Below are 22,399 nucleotides of genomic sequence, written 5' to 3'. Positions count from 1 at the left end.
CCAGGCGACGTGAGCGGACGACCCGAACCATCCGGAATGAGCGAAGCCAGGGCGACCGCTCGATCGGGTACAGGTTTTTACCCTTTGGCGCGGGAATCACGGCCATGCGTCCGGTCGCCTGGCTTCGGTCCATCGTCTGGAACGGCGAGGAACGGCGTCCCCGCCTCCCGATCAGAGTCGTCCTTGCGATCGTGGTTTTCGGACTCCTGGGGATCGGGACGGCACTTGGAGTCGGACGGCTCCCGGTATCGGCACCGAGCGGGACGGCCGCGCTCGTCGTGAGCGGCCTCGGAAGCCTCGCGATCGTGGTCGTCGGATGTGTGATCATCGCTCGAACGATCGATCGACGGCGGTTCGGGGACTACGGCCTCCGCATCGATCGCGCCTGGTGGATCGACTGCGGTTTCGGACTCGTACTCGGTGCGCTCCTCCAGACGGCGATCTTCCTCGTCGGGTGGGCGGCGGGTTGGTACGTCCCACGTGGAACGTTCGTCTCGACCGGGGGCTTCGCGGGCGCGTTCGCAAGCGTTCTCGTCTTGTTTCTCGCGGTCGGGATCTACGAGGAACTGTTGATTCGCGGGTGGTTGCTCACGAATCTCGTGGAGGGGTTGCGGTTCGTCGGGGAGCGGGTCGCCGTCGGTCTTGCCGTCGCCGTTTCCTCGGGCGTCTTCGGCGTGCTCCACGCCATGAACCCGAACGCGACGTCACTCTCCACGGCGATCATCGGTCTGGCCGGCGTGTTCCTCGCGCTCGGGTACGTGCTCACCGGTGAACTCGCGATTCCGATCGGCGTCCACGTCACGTGGAACTTCACGCAGGGGGCCGTCTTCGGATTCGGGGTCTCCGGGCTCTCGGTCCCCGCAACCGTGATCGAGACGCAGGTGGCCGGTCCAACGTTTCTTTCGGGCGGACAGTTCGGCCCCGAGGGAGGATTGCTCGGGCTGTGTGGCGTCCTCGTCGGGTGTGTAGCGATCGCGTGGTGGGTCAAACAGCGAACCGGCGTGTTGCGGATCCATCCCACCGTGTTGGCTCCCGAGCTAGTGACCGGTAGAAGCGACGCCGACAGGAACGAATCCGACGAGACCGAGTCCAATAGCGAGTCCGACAAGACCGAGTCCGACGAGACCGACAAGACCGAGTCCGACGAGACCGAAGCCGACAAGACCGAGAGCAACGAGACGGAGGAGGTCTGAGCTACTCGACGAGTCGCTCGATCTCGGTGACGAGGATCCCGCTCGCGCCGACCGACTTCAGGTCGGTGATCGTTGAGAAGACGTCGCCCTCGTCGACGACGGCGTGGACGGCCACCATCCCGTCGCCGTTCGCGTCGGCCTCGACGTCCATCACGGTCGGCCCGCCGAGCCCGGGGAGAACGTCCTTGACGGCAGCCAGGTTCGCCGTCGGCGCGTTCATCATCAGATAGCGTTTGTCCTCGGCCGCGAGCACGGACTCGATGGCGGTCGTCACCTGTTGGACCTTTCCGTCGTCGACCACGTCGGGGCGGGCGAACAGCCGGACCGATGACTCGAGCACCTCGTCGATGATCGCGAGCCGGTTCACCTTCAGGGTCGTTCCGGTCGAGGTGATATCGACGATCGCATCGGCCATTTCGACGTGGGGAGTCAGCTCCGTGGCGCCGGTGACGGTGACGATCTCGGCATCGACGCCGACCGTCTCGAAGTACGACCGGGTGATGGCCGGGAACTCGGTGGCGACGGTTCGGCCCTCCAGGTCGGCGACCGACTCGATCTCGCCGTCCTCCGGGGCCGCAAGCACGAGCCGACAGGAGCCGTACCCGAGATCGAGGAGGTCCACGAGGGCCTCGTCTCCGGACGCGCCGGGACCGTCTCCGGCACCATCAGCGTCGGTCCCTTCGACGTGTTCGACGACGGCACCCGATTCGACGGCCTGATCGAGCCCCGTGATCCCCAGATCGGCCGCGCCGTCGCGGACGTACTCGGGAATGTCCGCCGCACGCGCAAAGAGGATTGAGACGTCCGGATCGACGGTATCGGCGTACAGCTGTCTATCGGCCGTCCGTTCGAGGTGGAGACCAGCGCGTTCCAACAGCTCGATCGTCGGCTCGTGGAGACGCCCCTTGTTGGGCACGGCGATTCGCATATGCGGAACATGGCGGGGCGGGTGGAAACAGTTTTCGTCCAGCCACCGACTGCCGCTCCGGTTGCCATTGCGACACTCGCTGCGGTGGGAAACCGAACGATGATCGACGTCCTCGTGGGATTCTTCATCGGAACATCGGCGCCCTCGTTGGGTCCCCAATCGAAACGACGATCGGTTATCCGGTTGTTTCGGTGGTCGATGAGAGGCCACGTGGCTCCGAGCGCCCCGCTTGACGCCTCCGGGGGGGGTACTTTCGGGACCGACATGGCTATCCGTTGCGCCTCCGAATCGGGCCGATGATGTCGGAGCTAACACGACGCAAGCTGCTTGCGAGTACCGGCGCGATCGGAACCGTCGGTCTCGCGGGCTGTCTGGGGGGACGCGACGGCGAGGTACCGCCGCCGGAGGTGACCGACGACCGAATCGAGGAGTGGGAACTCGTCGACGAATCGAGCGGGACGATATTCGAACGGGAAGTGGGACCGGTTACGGTCACGGCACTCGAACACACGCTGGCGTACGAGCATCGGGGCGTCGCGGCGGCCGTAGCCGAGACGTTCGATTCGGACGGCTCGCCGGTGGTTCTGTTTGCCACGCGGGTCGATCTCCGTCCCGGACTCGACCGGCTTCCGTTCGGCATCGGACGCGATCGAGTGATGTCCCAAGTTGAGACCGCCGCCGACAAGGCGTTCCGCAGGCAACTGGCCAGCGCGGGGCTGGAGGACATCCGCCGAACGAACGAGGGAACCCTCGAGATCGATACCGGCCACGAGGCGACTGTATACACCTACCGCGCGTCGTTCTCGACGGCGTCCACGGTGGAGATCGCACCCGGTGTCACCGAGGAGGTCACGGGAACGGTCGAGATGGAGGGCCGCGTGGCGGTCTGGCATGACGGAAGGGACGTGCTTCTCGCCGGAGGGACCTACCCCATCGAGCGCCTGACGACCGCGATCGACGAGGGGCTTCCCGAGGGAGGACCGGATGCAGAGGAGCTTGTCGACTCGGAGGCGCTATCCGCCGACCCGACGACCTACGAGGAGGACGTCGAGGCGCTCATCGTGTCGGTGGAGTAGGATCCGCCGAACGACCGACTCTTCTAATAGCTCGACGTTCAGTGTGAAACAATGACACAGAGACGGTCCATTCTCGGCGGGTTGCTCGTCGTCGCCGCGACGATCGCCATGCTCCTCCTGTGGGAGGTCGCAGCGACGGTTTTCTTCGCGATCACCGTCGCGTATGTGCTCTCACCCGTCCGCCGGTCGCTCCGTCAGCACGGTGCATCACGACGGATTGCCTCGATCGTCGCCACCCTCGTCGGGTTCCTCGGGACGATCGTCCTCCTTGCGCCGCTCGGGATCGTGTTGTTCCTGCGTTTGGATGCCGTGATCGGATACCTCAACGAGGCGCCGGAGATGATCCCGATCGAGATCGCCGGCTGGTCAGTGACGCTCGTAACCGAGGAAGTGATAGCCGAGGCGACGGGCTGGCTGATCGACGTGGCCACCCTGATCGCCGCCGCGATGCCGGTGTTGCTCATCAAGTTCGCGCTGTTCACGTTCGTCGTGTACTCCGTGCTCTACTACGAACAGCGAACCCGAAAGGCGATCATCGCGCTCGTCCCACCAAGCTATCGTGATCTGGCCACTGCCATTCACCGGCGGGCACAGCGGACCCTGTACGGGATCTACGTCGTCCAGGCGGCGACCGGGGTGGGGACGTTCCTGATCGCGCTTCCCATCTTCGTCATCTTCGGGTATCCCTCGCCAGTCGCGCTTGCGACGGTCGCGGGCGTCCTCCAGTTCGTCCCTGTGTTGGGGCCGAGCCTGCTCGTGGCCATACTGGCGGGGACTCACGTCGTTGCCGGCGAGACGATTTCGGCGATCGCGATCCTCCTCGTGGGGGGACTTCTAATCGGGTGGCTTCCGGACATCGCGATCCGGCCGCGGCTGGCGGCCGAGACGGCCGATCTCGCCGCGAGCCTCTATTTCATTGGCTTCGTCGGCGGCGTGCTCACGATCGGTCCGATCGGAGTGATCGCCGGACCGCTCGCGGTCGCGATCGTCTCGGAGGTTGCCTCCCAACTCTCCAGGGAGTTCAACCGTCTGCCCGTGAGCGAGCGATCGTGACTCCGGCCGGAGTCAATCGGTGAGTCCCCAGGACATCCCCCGACGAACGATCGGAGACTCGACGCGACGAACATTCGGGGCTCGACGCGAGGACCAACCGACGGGTATTCCCGCGCGCGCAAGCAACGAGGGGTATACGATGAGCAGAGACTACATCGAGGTCCGAGGGGCCGAAGAGCACAACCTCAAGGATCTCGACGTCCGGATCCCGCGCGAGCAGTTCACCGTCGTCACTGGGCTTTCGGGGTCGGGCAAGTCGTCGTTGGCCTTCGAAACGGTCTACGCCGAAGGACAGCGACGATACATCGAGTCGCTTTCGGCGTACGCCCGCAACTTTCTCGGCCAGATGGACAAACCGCAGGTCGAAAGCGTCGAGGGGCTTTCGCCTGCGATCTCGATCGACCAGAAGAACGCCGCCAACAACCCCCGTTCGACGGTCGGGACCGTCACGGAGCTACACGACTACCTCCGACTCCTGTACGCCCGCGTGGGAACCCCGCACTGTCCGGAGTGTGGGCGCGAGGTGGGCGAACAGTCCGCCCAGCAGATGGTCCGTCGAGTCATGGGACTCCCGGAAGGCACGCGAGCGAAGATCGCAGCGCCGGTCGTCCGCGATCAGAAGGGCGCCTTCGAGGACCTCTTTGCCGACCTCACCTCGCGGGGATACGCCCGCGTCGAGGTCGACGGCGAGCGGTACGACCTCTCGTTCGACGATCCGGAACTCGATGAGAACTACGACCACACGATCGACGTCATCGTCGACCGGATCACGGTCCGCGAGGAGGAACGATCACGAATCACCGACTCCGTCGAGACCGCCCTGGAGGAGGCCGACGGCGTCCTCAAGGTCATCGTCCCCGATCCGCCCGCTGGCGCGGCCGACGCCCTCGGCGGATCGACGGCGCGATCGACCGGCGATCTGGCCGGATCGACCGGCGATGCCGGGACGTCGAAATCGGGATCGGACGGCGAGGCGAACGATACGGAGCGTCTCGTCGTTGAATTCTCCGAGGAGCTCGCGTGCAGCCACTGTCACAGTGACTTCTCGGAGATCGAGACCCGATCGTTCTCGTTCAACTCCCCGCACGGCGCCTGCCCGGAGTGTGAAGGTATCGGCTCGACGAAGGAAGTCGACGAGGATCTGGTCGTCCAGGACCCCTCGAAGCCCTTGACGGACGTCTTCGAGGCATGGTCGTACAACCGGTCGTACTACCGCACCCGGATCGACTCCGTGGCAGCGCACTTTGGGGTCTCCGTCGAGACGCCTTTCGAGGAGCTCGATCCGGACGTTCGCGATCAGTTCCTCTATGGTACCCGCGAGCAGGTCGTCTTCGAGCGACGAACGAAAAACGGCGTTCGACGCAAGGAAAAGCGGTTCGAGGGCGTCATCCCGAATCTCCAGCGCCGTCACGTCGAGACGGAATCGCAGTCGACGCGCGAACACATCGAGGATTACATGGCCGTGACGACCTGTCCAGCCTGTGAGGGAACCCGCCTGAAGCCGCAATCGCGCTCCGTGCTCGTCGACGACACCCCGATCACGGCAGTCAACCGAATGTCGATTGGCGAAGCCCGCAAGCACTTCGAGGGGATGGAGGAAACGCTCTCCGAACGCGATCGAACGATCGCCGAGGAGATCCTCAAGGAGATCCGTGCTCGGCTCGGGTTCATGGAGGAGGTCGGACTCGAATACCTCACGCTCGATCGGGAAGCGTCGACCCTCTCCGGCGGCGAGAGCCAGCGGATCCGGCTCGCGACACAGGTCGGATCGGGACTCGTCGGCGTGCTCTACGTCCTCGATGAGCCCTCGATCGGGCTCCACCAGCGGGACAACGACCGGCTGTTGAACACCCTGGAAGGGCTTCGCGATCTCGGTAACACCCTGATCGTGGTCGAACACGACGAGGAGACGATGCGGCGGGCGGACTCGATCATCGACATGGGTCCCGGACCGGGCAAACGCGGCGGCGAGGTCGTCGCTCAGGGCGACTTCGAGACGGTCTGTGAAAGCGACGAGTCGATCACCGGCGACTATCTCTCGAGACGCAAGACGGTCCCGGTCCCCGACGAGCGCCGCGAGCGCGACGGCGAGATCGTGATCCGTGGCGCGCGCCAGCACAACCTCGCGGACGTCGACGTCGAACTCCCACTTGGCGTCTTCACCGCGATCACCGGCGTTTCGGGGTCGGGAAAGTCCACGCTGATGCACGACGTTCTCTATAAGGGGCTGGCGCGGGAGATGAACGACAACACCTCCGTCGACCCCGGCGAGCACGACGCGATCGAGGGGATCGATGCGATCGAGACGGTCCGGCTCATCGATCAGTCGCCGATCGGCAGAACGCCCCGATCGAATCCGGCGACGTACACGAACGTCTTCGACGGCATTCGCGAGCTGTTCGCGGAGACGAAACTCGCCAGCCAGCGCGGTTACAAGAAGGGACGGTTCTCCTTCAACGTCAAGGGCGGCCGCTGTGAGGAGTGTGGCGGACAGGGGACGGTCACGATCGAGATGAATTTCCTTTCGGACGTCCACGTGCCCTGCGAGGAGTGTGGCGGCGCTCGCTACAACGACGAGACGCTCGAAGTGACCTACAAGGGGAAGACGATCGCCGACGTCCTCGAGATGAGCGTCGAGGAGGCCCACGAGTTCTTCGAGAGCCACGACGGCATCCGTCGGCGTCTGGAGTTGCTTCGCGACGTGGGGCTCGGATACATGCGCCTCGGCCAACCCTCGACGACGCTCTCCGGCGGCGAGGCCCAGCGGGTCAAACTGGCCGAGGAACTCGGCAAGCGGGACGCCGGAGACACGCTGTATCTCCTCGACGAGCCGACAACCGGCCTCCACAAGGAGGACGAGCGGAAGCTGATCGACGTTCTCCACCGGCTCGTCGACAACGGCAACAGCGTTGTCGTCATCGAGCACGAACTCGATCTCGTGAAAAATGCCGACCACGTGATCGATCTCGGACCGGAGGGCGGCGACGGCGGCGGGGAATTGGTCGCTGCTGGAACCCCGGAAGAGGTCGCCCGAGCCGAGGCGTCACACACCGGTCGATACCTCCGGGACATGCTACCGGGGGTCGATGCTGAGGGGCCCCGAAGCGAGCGTCGAAAGCCCGCGAGGGCGGCGGACGACGACTGATCGCGGTCGCGTGCAGTACGCACCCGCGTTGTGCCTCACCCGCGTCATGCCCGCACCCGGCAGTCGATCGCCGGGCGAACCGTTTTCCGCGATGGCGTCCCCGATCCGACATGGACGAGCCAGCGGAATCGGACGCGGTCGATCGCGTGGCCGAACGGGCGCCCCTGCTTCGACGATGTGGCGAACGCTTCAGGGAGCGTGAACCGTTCTCGGGGCTCACTATCGGCATCTCCGCACCGATCACTCCCCATACCGGTCTCTTCGTGGAGACGATCGCGGCGGGTGACGCCGCGAGGGTGATCGTGACCGGCGAGGCAGGGACGACCCATGGGGACGTCGTCGAGCGGCTGGAGGACCATCCCCGAATCAGACCGCTCTCTCGGGCGGACCAGGACGAGGCGGCGCTTCGGGAGAGGCGCCACGAGTTGGTGGCGACCGAGCCGGATCTGGTGGCTGATGACGGGGCCAACCTTCTCGAACCACTCTGTGAGGAGCATCCGGCGATCGCCCGCGGTGTTCACGGGGCCTGCGAGCAGACGACCGGCGGGATAACGCGCCTGCGGGCGCTCGAGGAGCGGGAGGCGATCCCGTTTCCGATCTACGACGTCAATGGCGCCCCGATGAAACGCCACTTCGACAACGTCCACGGCACTGCCGAGAGCTCGCTTTCGGCGATCGCGAACCTAACGAACGCGATGATCGCGGGGTCGCGGGCGGCGGTCGTCGGCTACGGCCACTGCGGACGCGGAATCGCCAGTAAGCTCCGATCCCTCGGCGCTCGGACGGTCGTCGCGGAGGTGGATCCCCGAAAGGCGCTCCGCGCGCTCGCGGACGGTCACGACGTCGCTCCAGCGACCGAGGCGGTCCGTGATGCATCGTTGGTGATCACGGCGACTGGCCGACGTGACGTGGTCGGCCGTGAGCAACTCGAGGCGATGGCCGACGGGACCGTGCTCGCGTCGATCGGTAGCGAGATCGAAATCGACGTCGACGCGCTCGCGAAGCTCGCGGTCGAACGAACGCGTCCGGAGGCCGGGATCGAACGCTTCCGGCTGCCGGACGGACGAACGATCCGACTGCTCGCGGAGGGTCGCGTCGTCAACCTGGCGGCGCCGGGGAGTGCCGGGAACCCGATCGAGGTGATGGACACGACTTTCGTGCTGATGGCACGGAGCCTGGAGGCGCTGGCCGCAGGCACCGATCTCGGTCCCGGCCTCCATTCGATCCCCGAGCGACTCGACCGGGAGATCGCCCATGAGAAGCTGGCATCGATGGACGTCACCATCGACGAATCGGTAAATGAACGGCGGTCGGATAGCGCCCTACGGTGACGGCCCGCCTCAGCGGGATCAACGGCGGGGTCAATCGGAGTCGGCGTCGATCCGATCCCCGACATCGATGAACGACGCCGGGGGGGCGAGATCGCGACGTCCGCCGAGGGTGAGAACGAAGAGGACCCCGACCCCGACGACGTAGGCAGCCAAAAGCGGGATCGTCACGAGGAACATCGTCACGATGTCCGCGGGCGTGAAGGCGGCAGCGAAGGTCAACGCCGCGATCGTCACCTCCCGCCAGCGGGTCCGGAAGGCGGTGTAGGGCATGCCGGAAGAGTTCAAAAGCACCATTAACACGGGGATGTCAGCGAGGATCCCAATGCCGAGCGTCGTGTAGATGATGAGCCAGAAGAAATCGTTGATCCGGTAGGTGATGACCATGCGGGCACCGAGTGCGTCCGTGACGAGATAGGAGATGATCCCGGGCGCAATGTAGGCGTACCCGATCGCGAATCCGCCGACCAGTCCGATGGCGAGCGCACCAACCCACGCGAAGACACGCCGACGATGTCCACGAACGACTCCCCGGTCACGAAGGGCCGGCCACGCGTAATAGGCCACGACCGGAAGCGTCGCCAGCAGGCCGATCAGAACCGAGAACTTCACCATGAAGATGAGTGCCTCAACGGGGTGAAGCGTGATCACCGTGACCTGTCCAGGATCGAGTTCCTCGGGCACGCGAGCGAGAAAGTCCGCGCGGACGTCGCCGAGTCCGCCGAGGTACAGCCAGGTGAACACCGCGCCCATCACGGCGACGAACCACGCGACGATCCGGAACGACCGCGAGCGTAGCGAGTCGAAGATGAACTTCAGGTCGGTGTAGTAGCCGCCGATCTCCTCCTCGTCGGTGTCCTCGGCGAAATCGTCGAGGAACGTCGTACTCGCTCGTGAGGCGCGATCGGTGACGTTACCGAGCATCCCCCCGCCGGCGTCGGACGAATCCGATGTGTTCGCTGCAGCCGGGGACCCGGGCACGGTACCGGAATCGGCGTCACCCTCCTCGCTATCGGCGGAGTCGACTGCCTCGCCCTCGTCCCCGTCTCCGTCGACCGACTCCGGTTCGGCAGTCGCCTCGTCGAACCGATCGAGGATCGCGCGTGCCCTCTCGGGGTCGTCCTCGTCCATCGCCTCGCCAGCGATCGCGAGGGCCTCCTCCTCGCTCAGCGCCTCGAACGCCTCCTCGGGCGCCGCCCGAACGCCGGCAGCGTCGAGTTCACGCAGATCGATCCCGGTTGGGTCGCCGTAGCGGGCGCCGACGGCGGTCGCATCGAGATCACGGTAGATCGCAGCAAGGAGCGCGAGAATGCCGAACGAGAGGGCGACGAGCGCCGCGTACAGCCCGACCTCGACGGCAGGATCGAGGCCGGTTCCGGCACCGGCCGGCCCGAATCGACGCGAACTGCCGATGATCGCGAGCAGTTCGTTCGTCGACTCGCGGCCGCCGTATTCGTAGAACGCGTAGATGATCGCGGCACCGAGGACGATCGCGCCGGCGACGAGGTTCCAGTGACGACGGGCGGAGGCGAAGGGATTGATCCGGTCGGAGGAGCGTTTCGCCGTGACCACGACCTTCGCGAGATAGAGACTGAACCCGTAGAGCGCGGTGAGCGGGACCGCCCACATGATCTGGGTGAACGGGTCCGGCGGAGAGAACATCGCGCCGAAGACGAAGATGGCGACGATCGCGTGGCGCCACTTGTCGCGAAAGGTCTCATAGGAGACGATCTCGGCGTACGAGAGGCCGGTGATCAAAAGCGGCATCTGGCCGGCAAGGCCAAAGGAGATGGACAAAAAGACGATGAACTCGGTCCACATCACGATCGAGTAGCTCGGATTGAATCCGGCCTCGAGACCGAACTCGGCGAGGAACGCGAACATCACGGGGAAGAAGACGAAGTAGCCGTACGAGATTCCCGCCAAGAACAGGGCCGTCGCGAGCAGGCCGATCGCGGCGATCTTCCAGCGCGGGATCGGCGACTGCGGCCACCAGCCCCGATCGCGGAGGCCGTCCCGGGCGAAGTAGATGAGGACGGGGAGAGAAACGATCGCGCCGACGATGAGCCCGATCTTCGCCTGCAGGAGGATCACCTCGAAGGGCGTCTGTGCGATGATCTCCAGTTCCGACTCCACGTCGACGGGCATGTTGGCGATCGTGATGCCCTTGAGCGCGTTCCAGACGTACACCCGAAGCGCGTAGAACGTCGCGACGAACACGATGAGGAAGACGATAAATACCTTCTGGAGATCCTTTTGGACCGATCGGAGGATCGCCGCCACCGAATCACGACCGGCCGAAAGCGCCTGTTGGGTGTCCTCGTCGAGAGCGCTGGCCATATCGGGAGGATGTCCGTCGCGGTTATCAACCTTTTCTCACGCGGATCGGAGCTGCTACTCGAATTTTCCACCTCCGGGAGCCGAATGGACACCGAATCCACCTATCGACGCCGATCGTCGGAGCCATCCAAAAAGGCCTATAATAACCCGGGGGTGAACAACGAACGAATGGGTGAGGACTCGCCTTCGCGAGAGTCGCCGGCGGACGAGCCGTCGCCGGACGAAGAAGACCCCTCGGTCGCCGACGTGACGTCGACGGACGAGGACAGCGGCGGGTCCGATCAGCCGGACGACGACTCGGAACCGTCTGCGGCGGACCGGAGGACCACCGCGACGGAATCCACGGATCCGGCTGAACCGCCCGGATCGACCGATCGAGAGGACGCCGACGAGAAGCCAAAAGAGGACGACGATGACGGCGTCGTCGGTGATGACGAGGAAAGAGACGTCGATACGGACGGCGATGACGATACGGACGACAAACAGGACGAGCCCGACGGATCGGGCGACGAGGAGGAGGAGGAGGGAACCGACGAAGATGACGGAGCCGACGCTGACGAAGACGTCGACGAGGAGAGCGACGACGATGATGGAGACGAGGAAGTAGATCACAGAGAGGACGAGCAGGAAGACGGCGGGGACGAACAAGAAGACTCGCGCGGATCGAACGAGCCGACAGTAAGCGATACGGAACCCGACGATCCGCTCGTCGAGGGCCCCGACACGGACGAGGAGATGCCGCTTGCGGCCCACATCGAGGAGATGATGCGGCGGTTGGGGATCGTGTTTCTCGTCGCGGGGATCGCGATCCTCCTCGCGTTCCCCTCCGCGAGTGATCTGATCAACTACTTTTGGTCGTACCACATCCCCGATCCGAGCGGGAACCGGCCGCGGTTGTACGGTCCGTTGGAGCTCGTGTTGACTCGGCTCAAGGTCGCCGGACTGGCCGGCGTGGTCGTGGGGCTGCCGGTGTTCGTCTACCAGACCTACCGATTCATGCGCCCCGGACTCTACCGTCGCGAGCGCCGCTATTACCTGGCGGCCGTCCCGACGAGTCTCGTGCTTGGAACCATCGGGATCCTCTTTGCTCACTTCCTCGTCCTGCCGGCGATCTTTAGCTACTTCACCACCTACACCTCCGATGCCGCAGTCATCGCGTTCGGGCTCGCGGAGACGTTCAACCTCATCATCGTCATGATGTCGTTCATGGCGATCGTCTTCCAGATCCCGCTTTTCATCATGCTCGCGATCATGATGGGGCTCGTCACCCGGCAGTGGCTCCAGGACAAACGGCTCATCTTCTGGGGCGCTTTCCTGGGGATCGCGTTCCTCTTCAGCCCGGATCCGACCGGGATGGCACCGATCATCGTCACGCTCACCATGATCGGACTCTACGAGGGCACCCTCGCGCTCCTTCGGTGGACGGGTAACTGATTCGGCGCGGCTCCGTCGGCTCCGGGGACCAGCCCCGACGTCTCCAGTCCGACAAGCGGGTCGGCTATCCGCGACCACGGTCGATCCGCGAGAGGAGGGTTCTTAGGTGATGGCGACCAAGACGCGTCGTAATGGCTCAGGCCGGCAATCAGGATCTCACGGAGCGGTTCATTCAGTTCTATCGGAACTACTACCGCGAGGAGATCGGCGAGTTGGCACAGCGATATCCCAACGAGCAGCGCTCGCTATACGTCGATTACGACGATCTCTTCCAGTTCGATCGTGATCTGGCGGAGGACTTCTGCAGCCAGCCCGAGCAGATGCTCGAGTACGCCGAGGAAGCGTTACGGCTGTACGACCTGCCGGCGGATGTCGGCCTCGGACAAGCCCACGTGCGGATCGAGAACCTCCCGGACAGCATCGACATCCGCGGGATCCGAGTCCACGACAACCACATCGGTCGGCTCGTCTCCGTGCGAGGAATCGTCCGGAAGGCGACCGACGTCCGTCCGAAGATCACCGACGCCGCCTTCGAGTGTCAACGCTGCGGAACGATGACGTACATCCCCCAAAGCGAGGGCGGATTTCAAGAGCCACACGAGTGTCAGGGCTGTGAACGGCAGGGTCCCTTCCGAGTCAACTTCGACCAGTCGGAGTTCATCGACTCCCAGAAGCTCCGCATTCAGGAGTCGCCCGAGGGGCTCCGCGGCGGAGAGACGCCCCAGGCGATCGACGTCAACGTGGTTGACGACCTCACCGGGAAGGTGACGCCCGGCGACCACGTCACCGCCGTCGGCGTCCTCCATATCGAGCAGGTCCAACAGGGCAACGAGAAGTCCGCGATCTTCGATCTCTACATGGACGGTGTCTCCATCTCGATCGAGGACGAGGAGTTCGAGGACATGGAGATCACGACCGAGGACAGAGCGGAGATCGTCGAACTCTCGAACGACCCGGACGTCTACGAGAAAATGGTCAAGTCGATCGCACCCGCGATCTACGGCTACGAGGAGGAGAAGCTCGCGATGGTCCTCCAGTTGTTCTCGGGCGTGACCAAACACCTTCCGGACGGATCGCGGATCCGCGGGGACCTCCACATGCTACTTATCGGAGATCCGGGGACGGGTAAGTGTGTGAACGGAGAGACACGCGTCACGCTTGGTGACGGACGCGAGCTACCGATACGGGAACTCGTCGAAGGAAACCTCGACGATCCAAAGCCCGTCGACGACGGCGTCTGGGACGACGTTGACGTCGAGGTTCCCGCACTCCAGCCGGACGGGACGATCGGCTCGTCGCGAGCGACGAAGGTCTGGAAGCGGGAAGCCCCCGAACGGATGTATCGGATCGAGACCGTCTCGGGACGAACCGTCGAGGTGACGCCGTCGCATCCGCTGTTCGTACGAGACGGAGCTGGCGACCACGAACCCCGGCGAGCAGATGAACTCACCACCCGCGACCGTGTTGCCGTCACACCGCGAGCCGCCACCGACGGCGGCGCCGTCACGGCTGGAAACACCGATATGGCGGTTGGAAGCGGGATTCGTTGGGATCGGATCGAATCGATGGAAGCGATCGACTCCGAAGACGAGTGGGTGTACGACCTCGAAGTCGAGGACACGCACAACTACGTCTCGAACGGAATCGTCTCGCACAACTCACAGATGATCTCCTACGTCGAGAACATCGCCCCCAGATCCGTCTATACCTCCGGAAAGGGCTCGAGTGCGGCGGGGCTTACGGCTGCAGCTGTGAGAGACGACTTCGGCGACGGCCAACAGTGGTCTCTCGAGGCCGGTGCACTCGTGTTGGCCGACAAGGGGATCGCGGCGATCGACGAGCTTGACAAGATGGATGCGGGCGACCGTTCGGCGATGCACGAGGGGCTCGAACAGCAGAAGATATCGATCTCCAAGGCCGGCATCAACGCCACGCTCAAGAGCCGGTGTTCGCTGTTGGGCGCCGCAAACCCAAAGTACGGGCGGTTCGACCAGTACGAGCCGATCGGCGAGCAGATCGACTTAGAGCCCGCGCTCATCTCGCGGTTCGATCTCATCTTCACCGTCACGGACCAGCCGGATCCCGAACACGACAGCCGGCTCGCGAAACACATCCTGAAGACGAACTATGCCGGCGAGTTGAACACACAACGCGAGGAGCTCCCCACCTCGGAGTTCACGCAGGCCGAAGTCGACGACGTGACGGAGGAGGTCGCACCCGCGATCGACGCCGACCTCCTGCGAAAGTACATCGCCTATGCGAAACGGAACTGCTACCCAACGATGACCGACGAGGCCAAGGCGGTCATAGAGGAGTTCTACGTCGACCTCCGATCGAAGGGTGTCGACGAGGATGCACCGGTTCCGGTGACGGCCCGACAGCTGGAAGCGCTCGTCCGGTTGGCCGAGGCGAGCGCCCGCGTTCGACTATCGGACACCGTCGATCCGAAAGACGCCGAACGGTCGACGAACATCGTCGAGTCATGCCTCAAGGACATCGGCGTCGATCCGGAGACGGGACAGTTCGACGCGGACGTGGTCGAGACGGGAACATCGAAGAGCCAGCGCGACCGCATCAAGAACCTGAAGGGCCTGATCGCGGACATCGAGGAGGAGTACGAGGAGGGGGCACCGATCGAGGAGGTCCTCGAACGCGCCGACGAGGTTGGGATGGATCCCACAAAGGCGGAAGACGAGATCGAGAAGTTGCGTCGGAAGGGAGAAGTGTATGAACCGACGCAAAACCACCTCCGAACCACGTAGATGGACCGAATATCCGCGATCAGGAATCTCGAAAACGCGCTCCGGAAATTCGATCACGGCGAAGCGAGCCTCGAGGAGACCGAACGACGCGCCATCGCCGTGTTGCGAACCTATGCGACGGAATTCGAGGGCACAGAGGACGTCTACAGAGCCACCGGACCCGATCCGATCGATGGAACTGTCGTCGTCGCCCCCTCGAAAGCGGCCGCACGCGATCGGATCGAAGAGCGACTGAAGACGGATCCGACGATGGAAAGCGACGGCAGTGAGCCGGACGTCGATCTCGAGCGACTATAAACACGGATCGGAAAGATCGGAAGGCAGGAGTCGAAACGTGTCGGAGCAGTGAACGATTGTTCCAGTAACAATAGATTTAATTTTAGTATTGACAGTAGGTAGATCGTGCTACTGGTGATGGTGTATTCCCGCGAGGCGCGAACGTCGCTTCGGAACGCGTGTCGGGCCCACGAAGACGTCGTCGTACGACGGTTCGGTCGAGCGGCGACGTTCGAGGAGAACGGCTATGGCGCGTTTCTGGCGCTTCGGTTGCGGGCCGAACACGGAGGAGACGTACAGATCGAACGAACGAGGCCGTTTAACGAGTTCGAGGCGGTCAATTCGGACGTCCGGGAGGCCGCGAGCGCGTATACGGACCGGGAGTCGTCCTCGACGCCGTACGCGAAGTTCGCCGCGGGGTCGTCACATCCCGATCCGGACGCACTGCGAAAGCGGTCGCTTTGAGCCGCGATCACCCTCACGTGGGTACCGTGCGCATCCACCTTGGAGGATCGAAGCGATCCGGGACGGTCGTCGATCTTCGCGATCTCTCCGAATCGTCGTCGATCACACAAGCGAGTCTCACGCGTGCGGTGACGACGGCGATCCGTCCCGAATCGGGCTGTCAAACGGTGGCGCAAGCCCGAAGACGGGAGCCGGACGGGCGACCGATCGAACTCGACGTGGACTGTATCGACCCGGCGACCCCGACGGAACTCGATCGCGTCCCCGCCCCCAGGTCGTTTCGAGCGATGCTCGCGGCGGCGGCACGATCGCGAGGGTGGACGGCCTCAGTGGCAAGTGAGCTCGCCCAGCGACGCAGACAACTGTCGTCGCTCGACGTCCCCGATGTCGAGGTGAAAGCGGCCCGGCGGCGAGTGGCCGAAACGGGCACTGACGTTGATCGACTCAAAGAAGAGATCGCGTCGCTTCGCGGGGAGCTTTCGGCCCGGCGCGAACTCGATGCCGCGCCCGACCGGGTTCGCGAACGACTCGAGACCGCGACCGCGACGCTCGCCGAGACGGAGACGACACACATCGCTGCACGGCAGGAACTCGATCGTGCTCGGCGTCGTGGACGTGCCGCACGCGATATCCGCGAACGGCGGCTCCGGATGGAGGATGAGATCGGAAACCTGGAGCGGACGGCTCGCCGCGAGCTGGCTCGCCGGCTGTATCCCGCGGTTCGCAAGCGGCTCGAGGGACTCCCCGTCACGACGGGACCGATCGGCGAGACTCCCGGCGAGTTTCGTGGCGACCTCACGCTCGCAGGGCTTGTAACCGGTGCCCTTGCTGGACGGCGAGCACCCGTCGTGTGTGTCTCCACCGGCCGGTCGAATGAGGAGGCGGATCCTCTCGACGGGGCCGCCTCGTCGATCGCGACGCGGCTCGGCTATCCGATCATCCGAGTGTGACATCCTCACCGACCCCCTAGGGCGAGGGGTCCGACGAGGGTGATGTGACGCGAGCGTTGATATACGAACGGGCAACCAACGGCCGTATGGATCTCTCCTGTAGCCGCGAGACCCGAGGTGGACTGGCGATCGTGATCGGACGGATTCGAAACGAGACCGGGAGTCCAAAGCGCGTTCGGATCGCGAACGCGCTTGAGGGACCGGTATTGCCGCCACGGCGCCGCGGCGTGCCGGAACCGGGATGGGACGCCGAGGGATACACCTGCCGAGTAGCCGGAGAGTCGACGGAGGCATTCGGGTACGTTTGTGCAGCGGACGCACCGGCGGATGGACCTCCGGCAAGGATCGACTCAGTAGCGGAGCCGAAAGACGCCCGAGACGGGGACGGTTCGGATGAATCGGAGGAAAACGTCCGGATCGACGATTCAACAACCGTCGCTCACCAAACTCTCGGAGATCACCGACCGCCGCGAAAAAGTATCGCGGACGGATCGAGACGATCTTCCACCACCGGAAGGCGAGGCGTCCGTACGCCGACGACGACGCGGGAGAAGCAAACAACAAAGCGGACCCGCGATCCGCTCGAAGCGCATCTCGACCGAATGGTCGAACGACTCGAACGACTCGAACGGCTGGAGGACGGATCCCTGACGGTCGCAACGAGGATCGTCTCGGATGCGGGCGACCTATCGGCGTTTCGTCGCGATCTGCGGCGGCTGGATGCTGACGTCGAGCGGCTTGGAGCGCTCCGAGATCGGATGGAATCACTGATCGAACGCCGGGATCGGCTTGACGTGCCCGTCGCGATTCTGGAGCAGTTGGCGTGATCGTCGTCTCGCCGCGAACGTTCGCGCTACCTGATGCGATCCGGCGCAAGAACTGACCGGAGAGTTCGAGACGGGATTGTCCGCGCTCGCGGTCAACCGGGTCGTCGATCCGTCGCCGGTCGTCCGATCCGTTCGGAGACCAGGAGCTACCGGATCACGACGATGGGTGGTCGCGGAGGTCGACGTACGTCTTCCGGACGGTCACCGGCGTGACATCGGCGACGTCAGCCGCGCACTGTTGGGTCACGTCGCCATCGAGTTCGCGTCCTGCCGTGTAAAGACACGCCGCGGCGACGCCGGAGGGGTTTCGACCCCCGACGATCCCCTCCTCGATGGCTGTTTCAGCGAGTTCGCGAGCGCGCGCCTCGATCGCCGATCCACAGTCCAACCGTGAAGCGAACCGAGGGAGGTATTCCGTCGGATGAACTGCACCGATCGGCAACCCGAGTTCCCGGTTCATCGCGGTGAAGGCCGCCCGATGTTCGTCCTCGGTGGCCTTGGCGACCGCACAGACCTCCGACACGGTGCGGGCGACGTTGGCGGTTCGAGCGGCAACGTACGTGCTCGCGGCCGCGAATCCCTCGATGGAGCGGCCACGAAGGAGGGTGGCATCCTGGGCGGACTCAAAGAGCGTGCACGCACGATCACGCACGTCGTCGGGCAATCCAAGGACATCGGCCAGGCGGCGTATTTCGGTGAATGCGTACACCCGGTTCCGATCGCGTTTCGATCCGATCCGTGCGCGGTTATGGTGGGTTCGCATTCTCGCGAGCCGCCGACGTTTTCGTGAACTGGCCCTGGTTGATCGTCCGATTTCCGTCGAGAGCCCGCGGTCGTGGCGTGCGCGGGTCCGTGGTGCGCCTGTCCGTTTCGGATCGGTCGTATCGTCCGAAAACGACCGCCATTCGGGACCGTGATCGATCCGGTCCTCGCGGACGACGAGCCCGCATTCCGCACAGACGGTTTCAGTTCCGTCCACTCTGACGCGACCGCTACACTCGGGACAGACGGGGTCACTCACCTGAGTCGTACTGGTCTGACTCATCACGAGTGAACGTTGGGCCCGATCGTATACTTAAACCTGGGACGGATCGACGAGTACGGTACCGGATCGCGAACACGAACCGACCGGTGACCGGTAGGTTCCGCCGGACCCCCATTCATCCGAGTTTCATTGAACATAAAATTTAAATACGATATGTCGGAAGGATTCGTGTGACTCTCTCGGAGATCGCGGCGGGGATCGAGGTGACGACCGAACAGCACGATCGAGGCGCCGCGGTCGTTGACGACACCGGCGTTAAACTGGTCGATCGACTCGCCGCCCACGCGGACGCGCTTCCCTGTACCGCGGCGGCGACCGCGACGCTCGTCACGACTTATACTGGGGGCGGAAGCGTCGGCGAGGCCGCCCGCGAGGCCGAGGTCGCACCCATGACGGCCGCGAAGGCGTTGCATCGGTGTGGCATCGCCGGACTCTGTCCGCTCGCACCGACACGGCGCGGGATCGTCCGCGAGTGGCTCGACGGACGACAGACGCGAAGCGATGCAGTCGCGCTTTCGGGCGGTGATGAGGCGGCGTTCGCCCTCACGACCTACATCGAGACCCACGATCCCGTTCCGGAGATAGCGGAGACGATCGCCGCCGCAAGCGAGGTCGATGTCGGAGTCGGGACTCTCGGCGGATCGCTTTCGCTCCCCGACGACCTCCGGTAGCGTTCGGATCCATTATCGAAGCCGACTCAGAACCCCCTCCTCCTCGAAGTCGACTTCGACCGTCGTGTCGAAACACGTCTCGAAGGCAGTCGCGACGGCGGCGGCATAGACGCCACCGTCCCGATCCACGACCGGACGCATCGTCGAGGCCGCCGGATCCGGCAGGGTGATCTCGGCCGGCGCGATCGGTTCCCCGGCCGCGATCGTGAGATCGAGGCTCGTTCCGACGTCCTCGATGCGACCGCGGAGCCGCTGGAGCGCGTCGCGTCCGTGATCGGATCCCGGTGTCAGCACCGCGACCCGCTTTGCCTCCGTGACCGCCGCGACGGCCGGATTCGAAGCTACGGGGGGCGTGTCGATGACGACGTGATCGGCCGTCCTCGCCGCCTCTTCGATCCGGGAGGCAAGCGCCCGTGCCGGTTCGGCCGCCTTCGCACGCGCCAGGCGTTCGAATGGGGCACGAGCTGGCACAACCGACAGCGTTCCCGGCCAGTTCCCGTCGATGCGGTAGGTCGTCTCCCGCAGGGAACGATCCGTCTCGTCGACCAGAAGCCGTGTCAGATCCGGGGCGATCCGGCCGGAGACGTACTCCGAGAGTCCCTGGGTCGCATACGCCGCATCCAACACGACGACGTCCCGCCCGTCGATCGCGCCGATCGCCGCCAATTCCACGGCGGTTCGCGTCGTCCCGACACCGCCGACCGCACCCACCAGCGCCAGCGTCGTCTCACTCATACGTGTCCGCGGAACGGGGGCGGTTTAAGCACTCGGGAACGGAAACAAACGGACGGACGGAAGGCCGATCGGTGATTGTCACTCCGAACGTATCGACTCGGCGATCGCGTCGATCTCGTCGTCCGTGAGATCGGGGCGCTCCCCGGCGACGGCGTGGATCGGCGCGCCACCGTCGCCCTCAAAGCGCGGGACGATGTGGACGTGGAGGTGAGGAACCTCCTGGCCTGCGGCCTCACCGTCGTTGAGACCGACGTTTGCGGCGTCAGCGTCGACCACGGACCGAACATGCGGAGTGAGTTCGGTGACCACGTCGAAGACCTCCTGGGCCAGATCGGCCGGAAGGTCCTCGATCTGCCGGTGATGGGCCTTCGGCACGACGAGGGTGTGACCCGGCGCGAGCGGGTTCGCATCGAGGAACGCGAGCGCCGCGTCGGTCTCGTGAACGGTTCGGGCCGGGATGTCGCCGTCGACGATCGAACAGAAGATACACTCCTCGGACATGCCCGGAGGATCGTCGCGACGGCGTATGAAGGTTTCCCGCCGGATCCGTCACTCCTCGAATTCGGTCAACTCGGGGTCCGCATCGCCGTCGATCTCGGCGTAAACCGTCCGGTAGATCTCGCGATAGCGCCAGACCTTCCGGAGGAGGATGAATCCAAAGATGCCGTCGAAGACGAGCACGTAGACGATCAACGAGGGAATCGATCCGAGTCCCGTCATCGTACCGATGAGTCCGGTTCCGAGACCGACCGTCGAGTTATACGTCCCATGGATGGCCGCAGCGATGAGGATCCCTTTCATCACGATCGGACCGCGATGTTCGGGGTTGAACTTCGCGAGTCCGAGATAGTATCCGGCGAACGCGGAGTAGATGACGTGTCCCGGGCCGGCAAACGCTCGTATCGCCGCGATCCCGTCGCCTGCGCCGAGGAGAGCCAGCCCGATCCCCATATCGACGGCGTCGACGTTCTGGGAGATGTAAAGCAGGTTCTCGATCGTCGCGAACCCGAGACCGGCGACGGCGCCGTAGACCGCGCCGTCGATCACGGCATCGAACCGGCGATCGGTGTAGGCGTACAGCCGGACCGCAAGCAGCTTTACGATCTCCTCGACTGGACCGACGACGAGGAAGAAGAAGGCGACGTAGCCGAGGGCGGAGAAGGGCCCGAACGCGCCGGTGACCGCGGAGTTGAGCACGGCGGCGAACGTCGCCGTCAACACCGCAAGCAGGAACGTGGCGATCAGAAGCGACAGCGGCTCCGACGTCGGTACGTCCGAGTACCACACGTAGCCCGCGATCGCCGCCGCCGGGAGGACGGAGAGGATCGTGAGGGCGCGAACGGCCGGATCACCGATCGCGCCGATGGCACCGATCCCGACGAGGATCGAGAAAGCGATCAGAACCAAAAATACCTTCGTGCCGGTCGTGAGGGCCCAATAGAAGGAGACGACGATTCGATCGAGAAGGGTTCGGGGCTCCCAGGTGGCAACGTCATAGAGATCTCGGGTCCCGTCGGATGCCGACTCGATGGGGTCTGAACGATCGCTCATACGTATTCGTGCAATCGGGTTCCACTTGTAAGGTATTGGCGCGATCACGGACGTCGAGTAGAGAGGGGCGCGATCAAGGATGCCGGGAGGACGAGTCCGAACAAGGACGCCGGGAGGGCGAGTCGGATCGAGTATGCTCGAAGGAAGAAGTCCGATCGAGGACGCGGATGGAGCCCGGACTCACTGCACGACGACACGAACCGCGAGGCTTCAAAACCCTGCCGTCCCAACCGGTGGTATGCACTTCGATCCGCGCACCCAGCAGGCGCTCCGGGAGGCGGGGCTGGATACCGAGGCGATCCGGGCCGCAAGCGACCGGGCGGCCGAGTTGGTCCGTGAGGACGCCGACGCCATCGAGGCGTTCTTCGGCGGCGGCGGAACGTTTCACTCCGACATGGAGACCGCACACGGCCCGGACGGTCCGACCGAACACGAGGTCACCGGGATCGATCTGTATACCCACGGCGGCGATCTCCGTGGATACCTCTCGTTCGACTCGTGGGGCGTCTACGTCGAGGACGGGCGCGTTCTGACCGCGGACGTCGTCGAGTTAACTCTCGGACCGACGGTCCACGACCGTGTGCGGTTCGTAACGGACCCGGACGACCTATGAGCGGGGA

19 protein-coding genes are annotated in these 22,399 nt (G+C 64.5%); 13 read left to right on the top strand and 6 right to left on the bottom strand.

Annotated features, from left to right (window positions below):
- Positions 1-104: 104 nt before the first annotated feature.
- Entirely contained in the window at positions 105-1,193 is a 1,089-nt protein-coding gene (locus ACERIT_RS05655) for a type II CAAX prenyl endopeptidase Rce1 family protein (RefSeq protein ID WP_373673863.1), read from the top strand.
- Between the two features lies 1 nt (position 1,194).
- On the opposite strand, the gene hisG is transcribed toward ACERIT_RS05655, so the two are convergent.
- Positions 1,195-2,121: an ATP phosphoribosyltransferase gene (hisG, locus tag ACERIT_RS05650; RefSeq protein ID WP_373673862.1), complete on the bottom strand. Its 927-nt coding sequence runs from the start codon at positions 2,119-2,121 to the stop codon at positions 1,195-1,197.
- Between the two features lie 296 nt (positions 2,122-2,417).
- Between hisG and ACERIT_RS05645 the strand changes: the two genes are divergently transcribed.
- From ACERIT_RS05645 to ACERIT_RS05630, 4 genes are all read left to right on the top strand, one after another.
- A complete protein-coding gene (locus tag ACERIT_RS05645; protein WP_373673861.1) occupies positions 2,418-3,197 on the top strand; it encodes a hypothetical protein in 780 nt (259 codons plus the stop codon).
- A 51-nt stretch (positions 3,198-3,248) separates the two neighbouring features.
- A complete protein-coding gene (locus tag ACERIT_RS05640) occupies positions 3,249-4,250 on the top strand; it encodes an AI-2E family transporter (protein ID WP_373673860.1) in 1,002 nt (333 codons plus the stop codon).
- A gap of 139 nt (positions 4,251-4,389) precedes the next feature.
- Entirely contained in the window at positions 4,390-7,395 is a 3,006-nt protein-coding gene (gene uvrA / locus ACERIT_RS05635) for an excinuclease ABC subunit UvrA (RefSeq protein ID WP_373673859.1), read from the top strand.
- Between the two features lie 110 nt (positions 7,396-7,505).
- The gene (locus tag ACERIT_RS05630) at positions 7,506-8,726 is read left to right on the top strand and encodes an adenosylhomocysteinase (RefSeq protein WP_373673858.1); all 1,221 of its coding nucleotides are present in this window, start codon (positions 7,506-7,508) and stop codon (positions 8,724-8,726) included.
- 30 nt (positions 8,727-8,756) lie between these two features.
- On the opposite strand, the gene ACERIT_RS05625 is transcribed toward ACERIT_RS05630, so the two are convergent.
- Complete coding sequence (locus tag ACERIT_RS05625; protein WP_373673857.1) at positions 8,757-11,063, bottom strand: twin-arginine translocase subunit TatC; 2,307 nt, start codon at positions 11,061-11,063, stop codon at positions 8,757-8,759.
- 168 nt (positions 11,064-11,231) lie between these two features.
- On the opposite strand from ACERIT_RS05625, the gene ACERIT_RS05620 reads away from it, so the two are divergent.
- The 6 genes from ACERIT_RS05620 to ACERIT_RS05595 all read left to right on the top strand — a co-directional run bounded on the left by ACERIT_RS05620 (position 11,232) and on the right by ACERIT_RS05595 (position 17,777).
- Positions 11,232-12,497 carry a twin-arginine translocase subunit TatC gene (locus ACERIT_RS05620; protein WP_373673856.1) on the top strand — a complete coding sequence of 422 codons (1,266 nt, stop codon included), beginning with the start codon at positions 11,232-11,234 and terminating at the stop codon, positions 12,495-12,497.
- 131 nt (positions 12,498-12,628) lie between these two features.
- Positions 12,629-15,259 (top strand): ATP-binding protein, encoded by a 2,631-nt coding sequence (locus ACERIT_RS05615; RefSeq protein WP_373673855.1) that lies wholly within the window; start codon positions 12,629-12,631, stop codon positions 15,257-15,259.
- The gene (locus ACERIT_RS05610; protein WP_373673854.1) at positions 15,260-15,556 is read left to right on the top strand and encodes a hypothetical protein; all 297 of its coding nucleotides are present in this window, start codon (positions 15,260-15,262) and stop codon (positions 15,554-15,556) included.
- A gap of 105 nt (positions 15,557-15,661) precedes the next feature.
- Entirely contained in the window at positions 15,662-16,000 is a 339-nt protein-coding gene (locus tag ACERIT_RS05605) for a hypothetical protein (RefSeq protein ID WP_373673853.1), read from the top strand.
- A gap of 26 nt (positions 16,001-16,026) precedes the next feature.
- Complete coding sequence (locus ACERIT_RS05600) at positions 16,027-16,950, top strand: hypothetical protein (RefSeq protein ID WP_373673852.1); 924 nt, start codon at positions 16,027-16,029, stop codon at positions 16,948-16,950.
- An 86-nt stretch (positions 16,951-17,036) separates the two neighbouring features.
- The gene (locus ACERIT_RS05595) at positions 17,037-17,777 is read left to right on the top strand and encodes a hypothetical protein (RefSeq protein ID WP_373673851.1); all 741 of its coding nucleotides are present in this window, start codon (positions 17,037-17,039) and stop codon (positions 17,775-17,777) included.
- A gap of 154 nt (positions 17,778-17,931) precedes the next feature.
- Here the strand turns inward: ACERIT_RS05595 and ACERIT_RS05590 are convergent, their stop codons facing one another.
- Positions 17,932-18,822: a transcription initiation factor IIB family protein gene (locus tag ACERIT_RS05590; protein WP_373673850.1), complete on the bottom strand. Its 891-nt coding sequence runs from the start codon at positions 18,820-18,822 to the stop codon at positions 17,932-17,934.
- Between the two features lie 170 nt (positions 18,823-18,992).
- On the opposite strand from ACERIT_RS05590, the gene ACERIT_RS05585 reads away from it, so the two are divergent.
- Positions 18,993-19,493, top strand: a complete 501-nt coding sequence (locus ACERIT_RS05585) for a hypothetical protein (RefSeq protein WP_373673849.1) — start codon at positions 18,993-18,995, stop codon at positions 19,491-19,493.
- 12 nt (positions 19,494-19,505) lie between these two features.
- Here ACERIT_RS05585 and ACERIT_RS05580 read toward each other — a convergent pair whose 3' ends face one another.
- From ACERIT_RS05580 to ACERIT_RS05570, 3 genes are all read right to left on the bottom strand, one after another.
- Complete coding sequence (locus ACERIT_RS05580; RefSeq protein ID WP_373673848.1) at positions 19,506-20,228, bottom strand: AAA family ATPase; 723 nt, start codon at positions 20,226-20,228, stop codon at positions 19,506-19,508.
- A 78-nt stretch (positions 20,229-20,306) separates the two neighbouring features.
- Positions 20,307-20,729, bottom strand: a complete 423-nt coding sequence (locus ACERIT_RS05575; RefSeq protein ID WP_373673847.1) for an HIT family protein — start codon at positions 20,727-20,729, stop codon at positions 20,307-20,309.
- 48 nt (positions 20,730-20,777) lie between these two features.
- A complete protein-coding gene (locus ACERIT_RS05570; protein ID WP_373673845.1) occupies positions 20,778-21,779 on the bottom strand; it encodes a PrsW family intramembrane metalloprotease in 1,002 nt (333 codons plus the stop codon).
- Between the two features lie 238 nt (positions 21,780-22,017).
- Here ACERIT_RS05570 and ACERIT_RS05565 point away from each other — a divergent pair, with 238 nt between their 5' ends.
- Positions 22,018-22,392, top strand: coding sequence for a hypothetical protein (locus tag ACERIT_RS05565; RefSeq protein ID WP_373673844.1), 375 nt, complete (start codon positions 22,018-22,020; stop codon positions 22,390-22,392).
- Positions 22,393-22,399: the final 7 nt, after the last annotated feature.

Origin of the sequence: Halopenitus sp. H-Gu1 (assembly GCF_041821145.1) — an archaeon.
GTDB lineage: Archaea > Halobacteriota > Halobacteria > Halobacteriales > Haloferacaceae > Halopenitus.
Note: the sequence above shows the minus strand (reverse complement) of the source record. Positions and strands in the feature narration are given on the sequence as shown.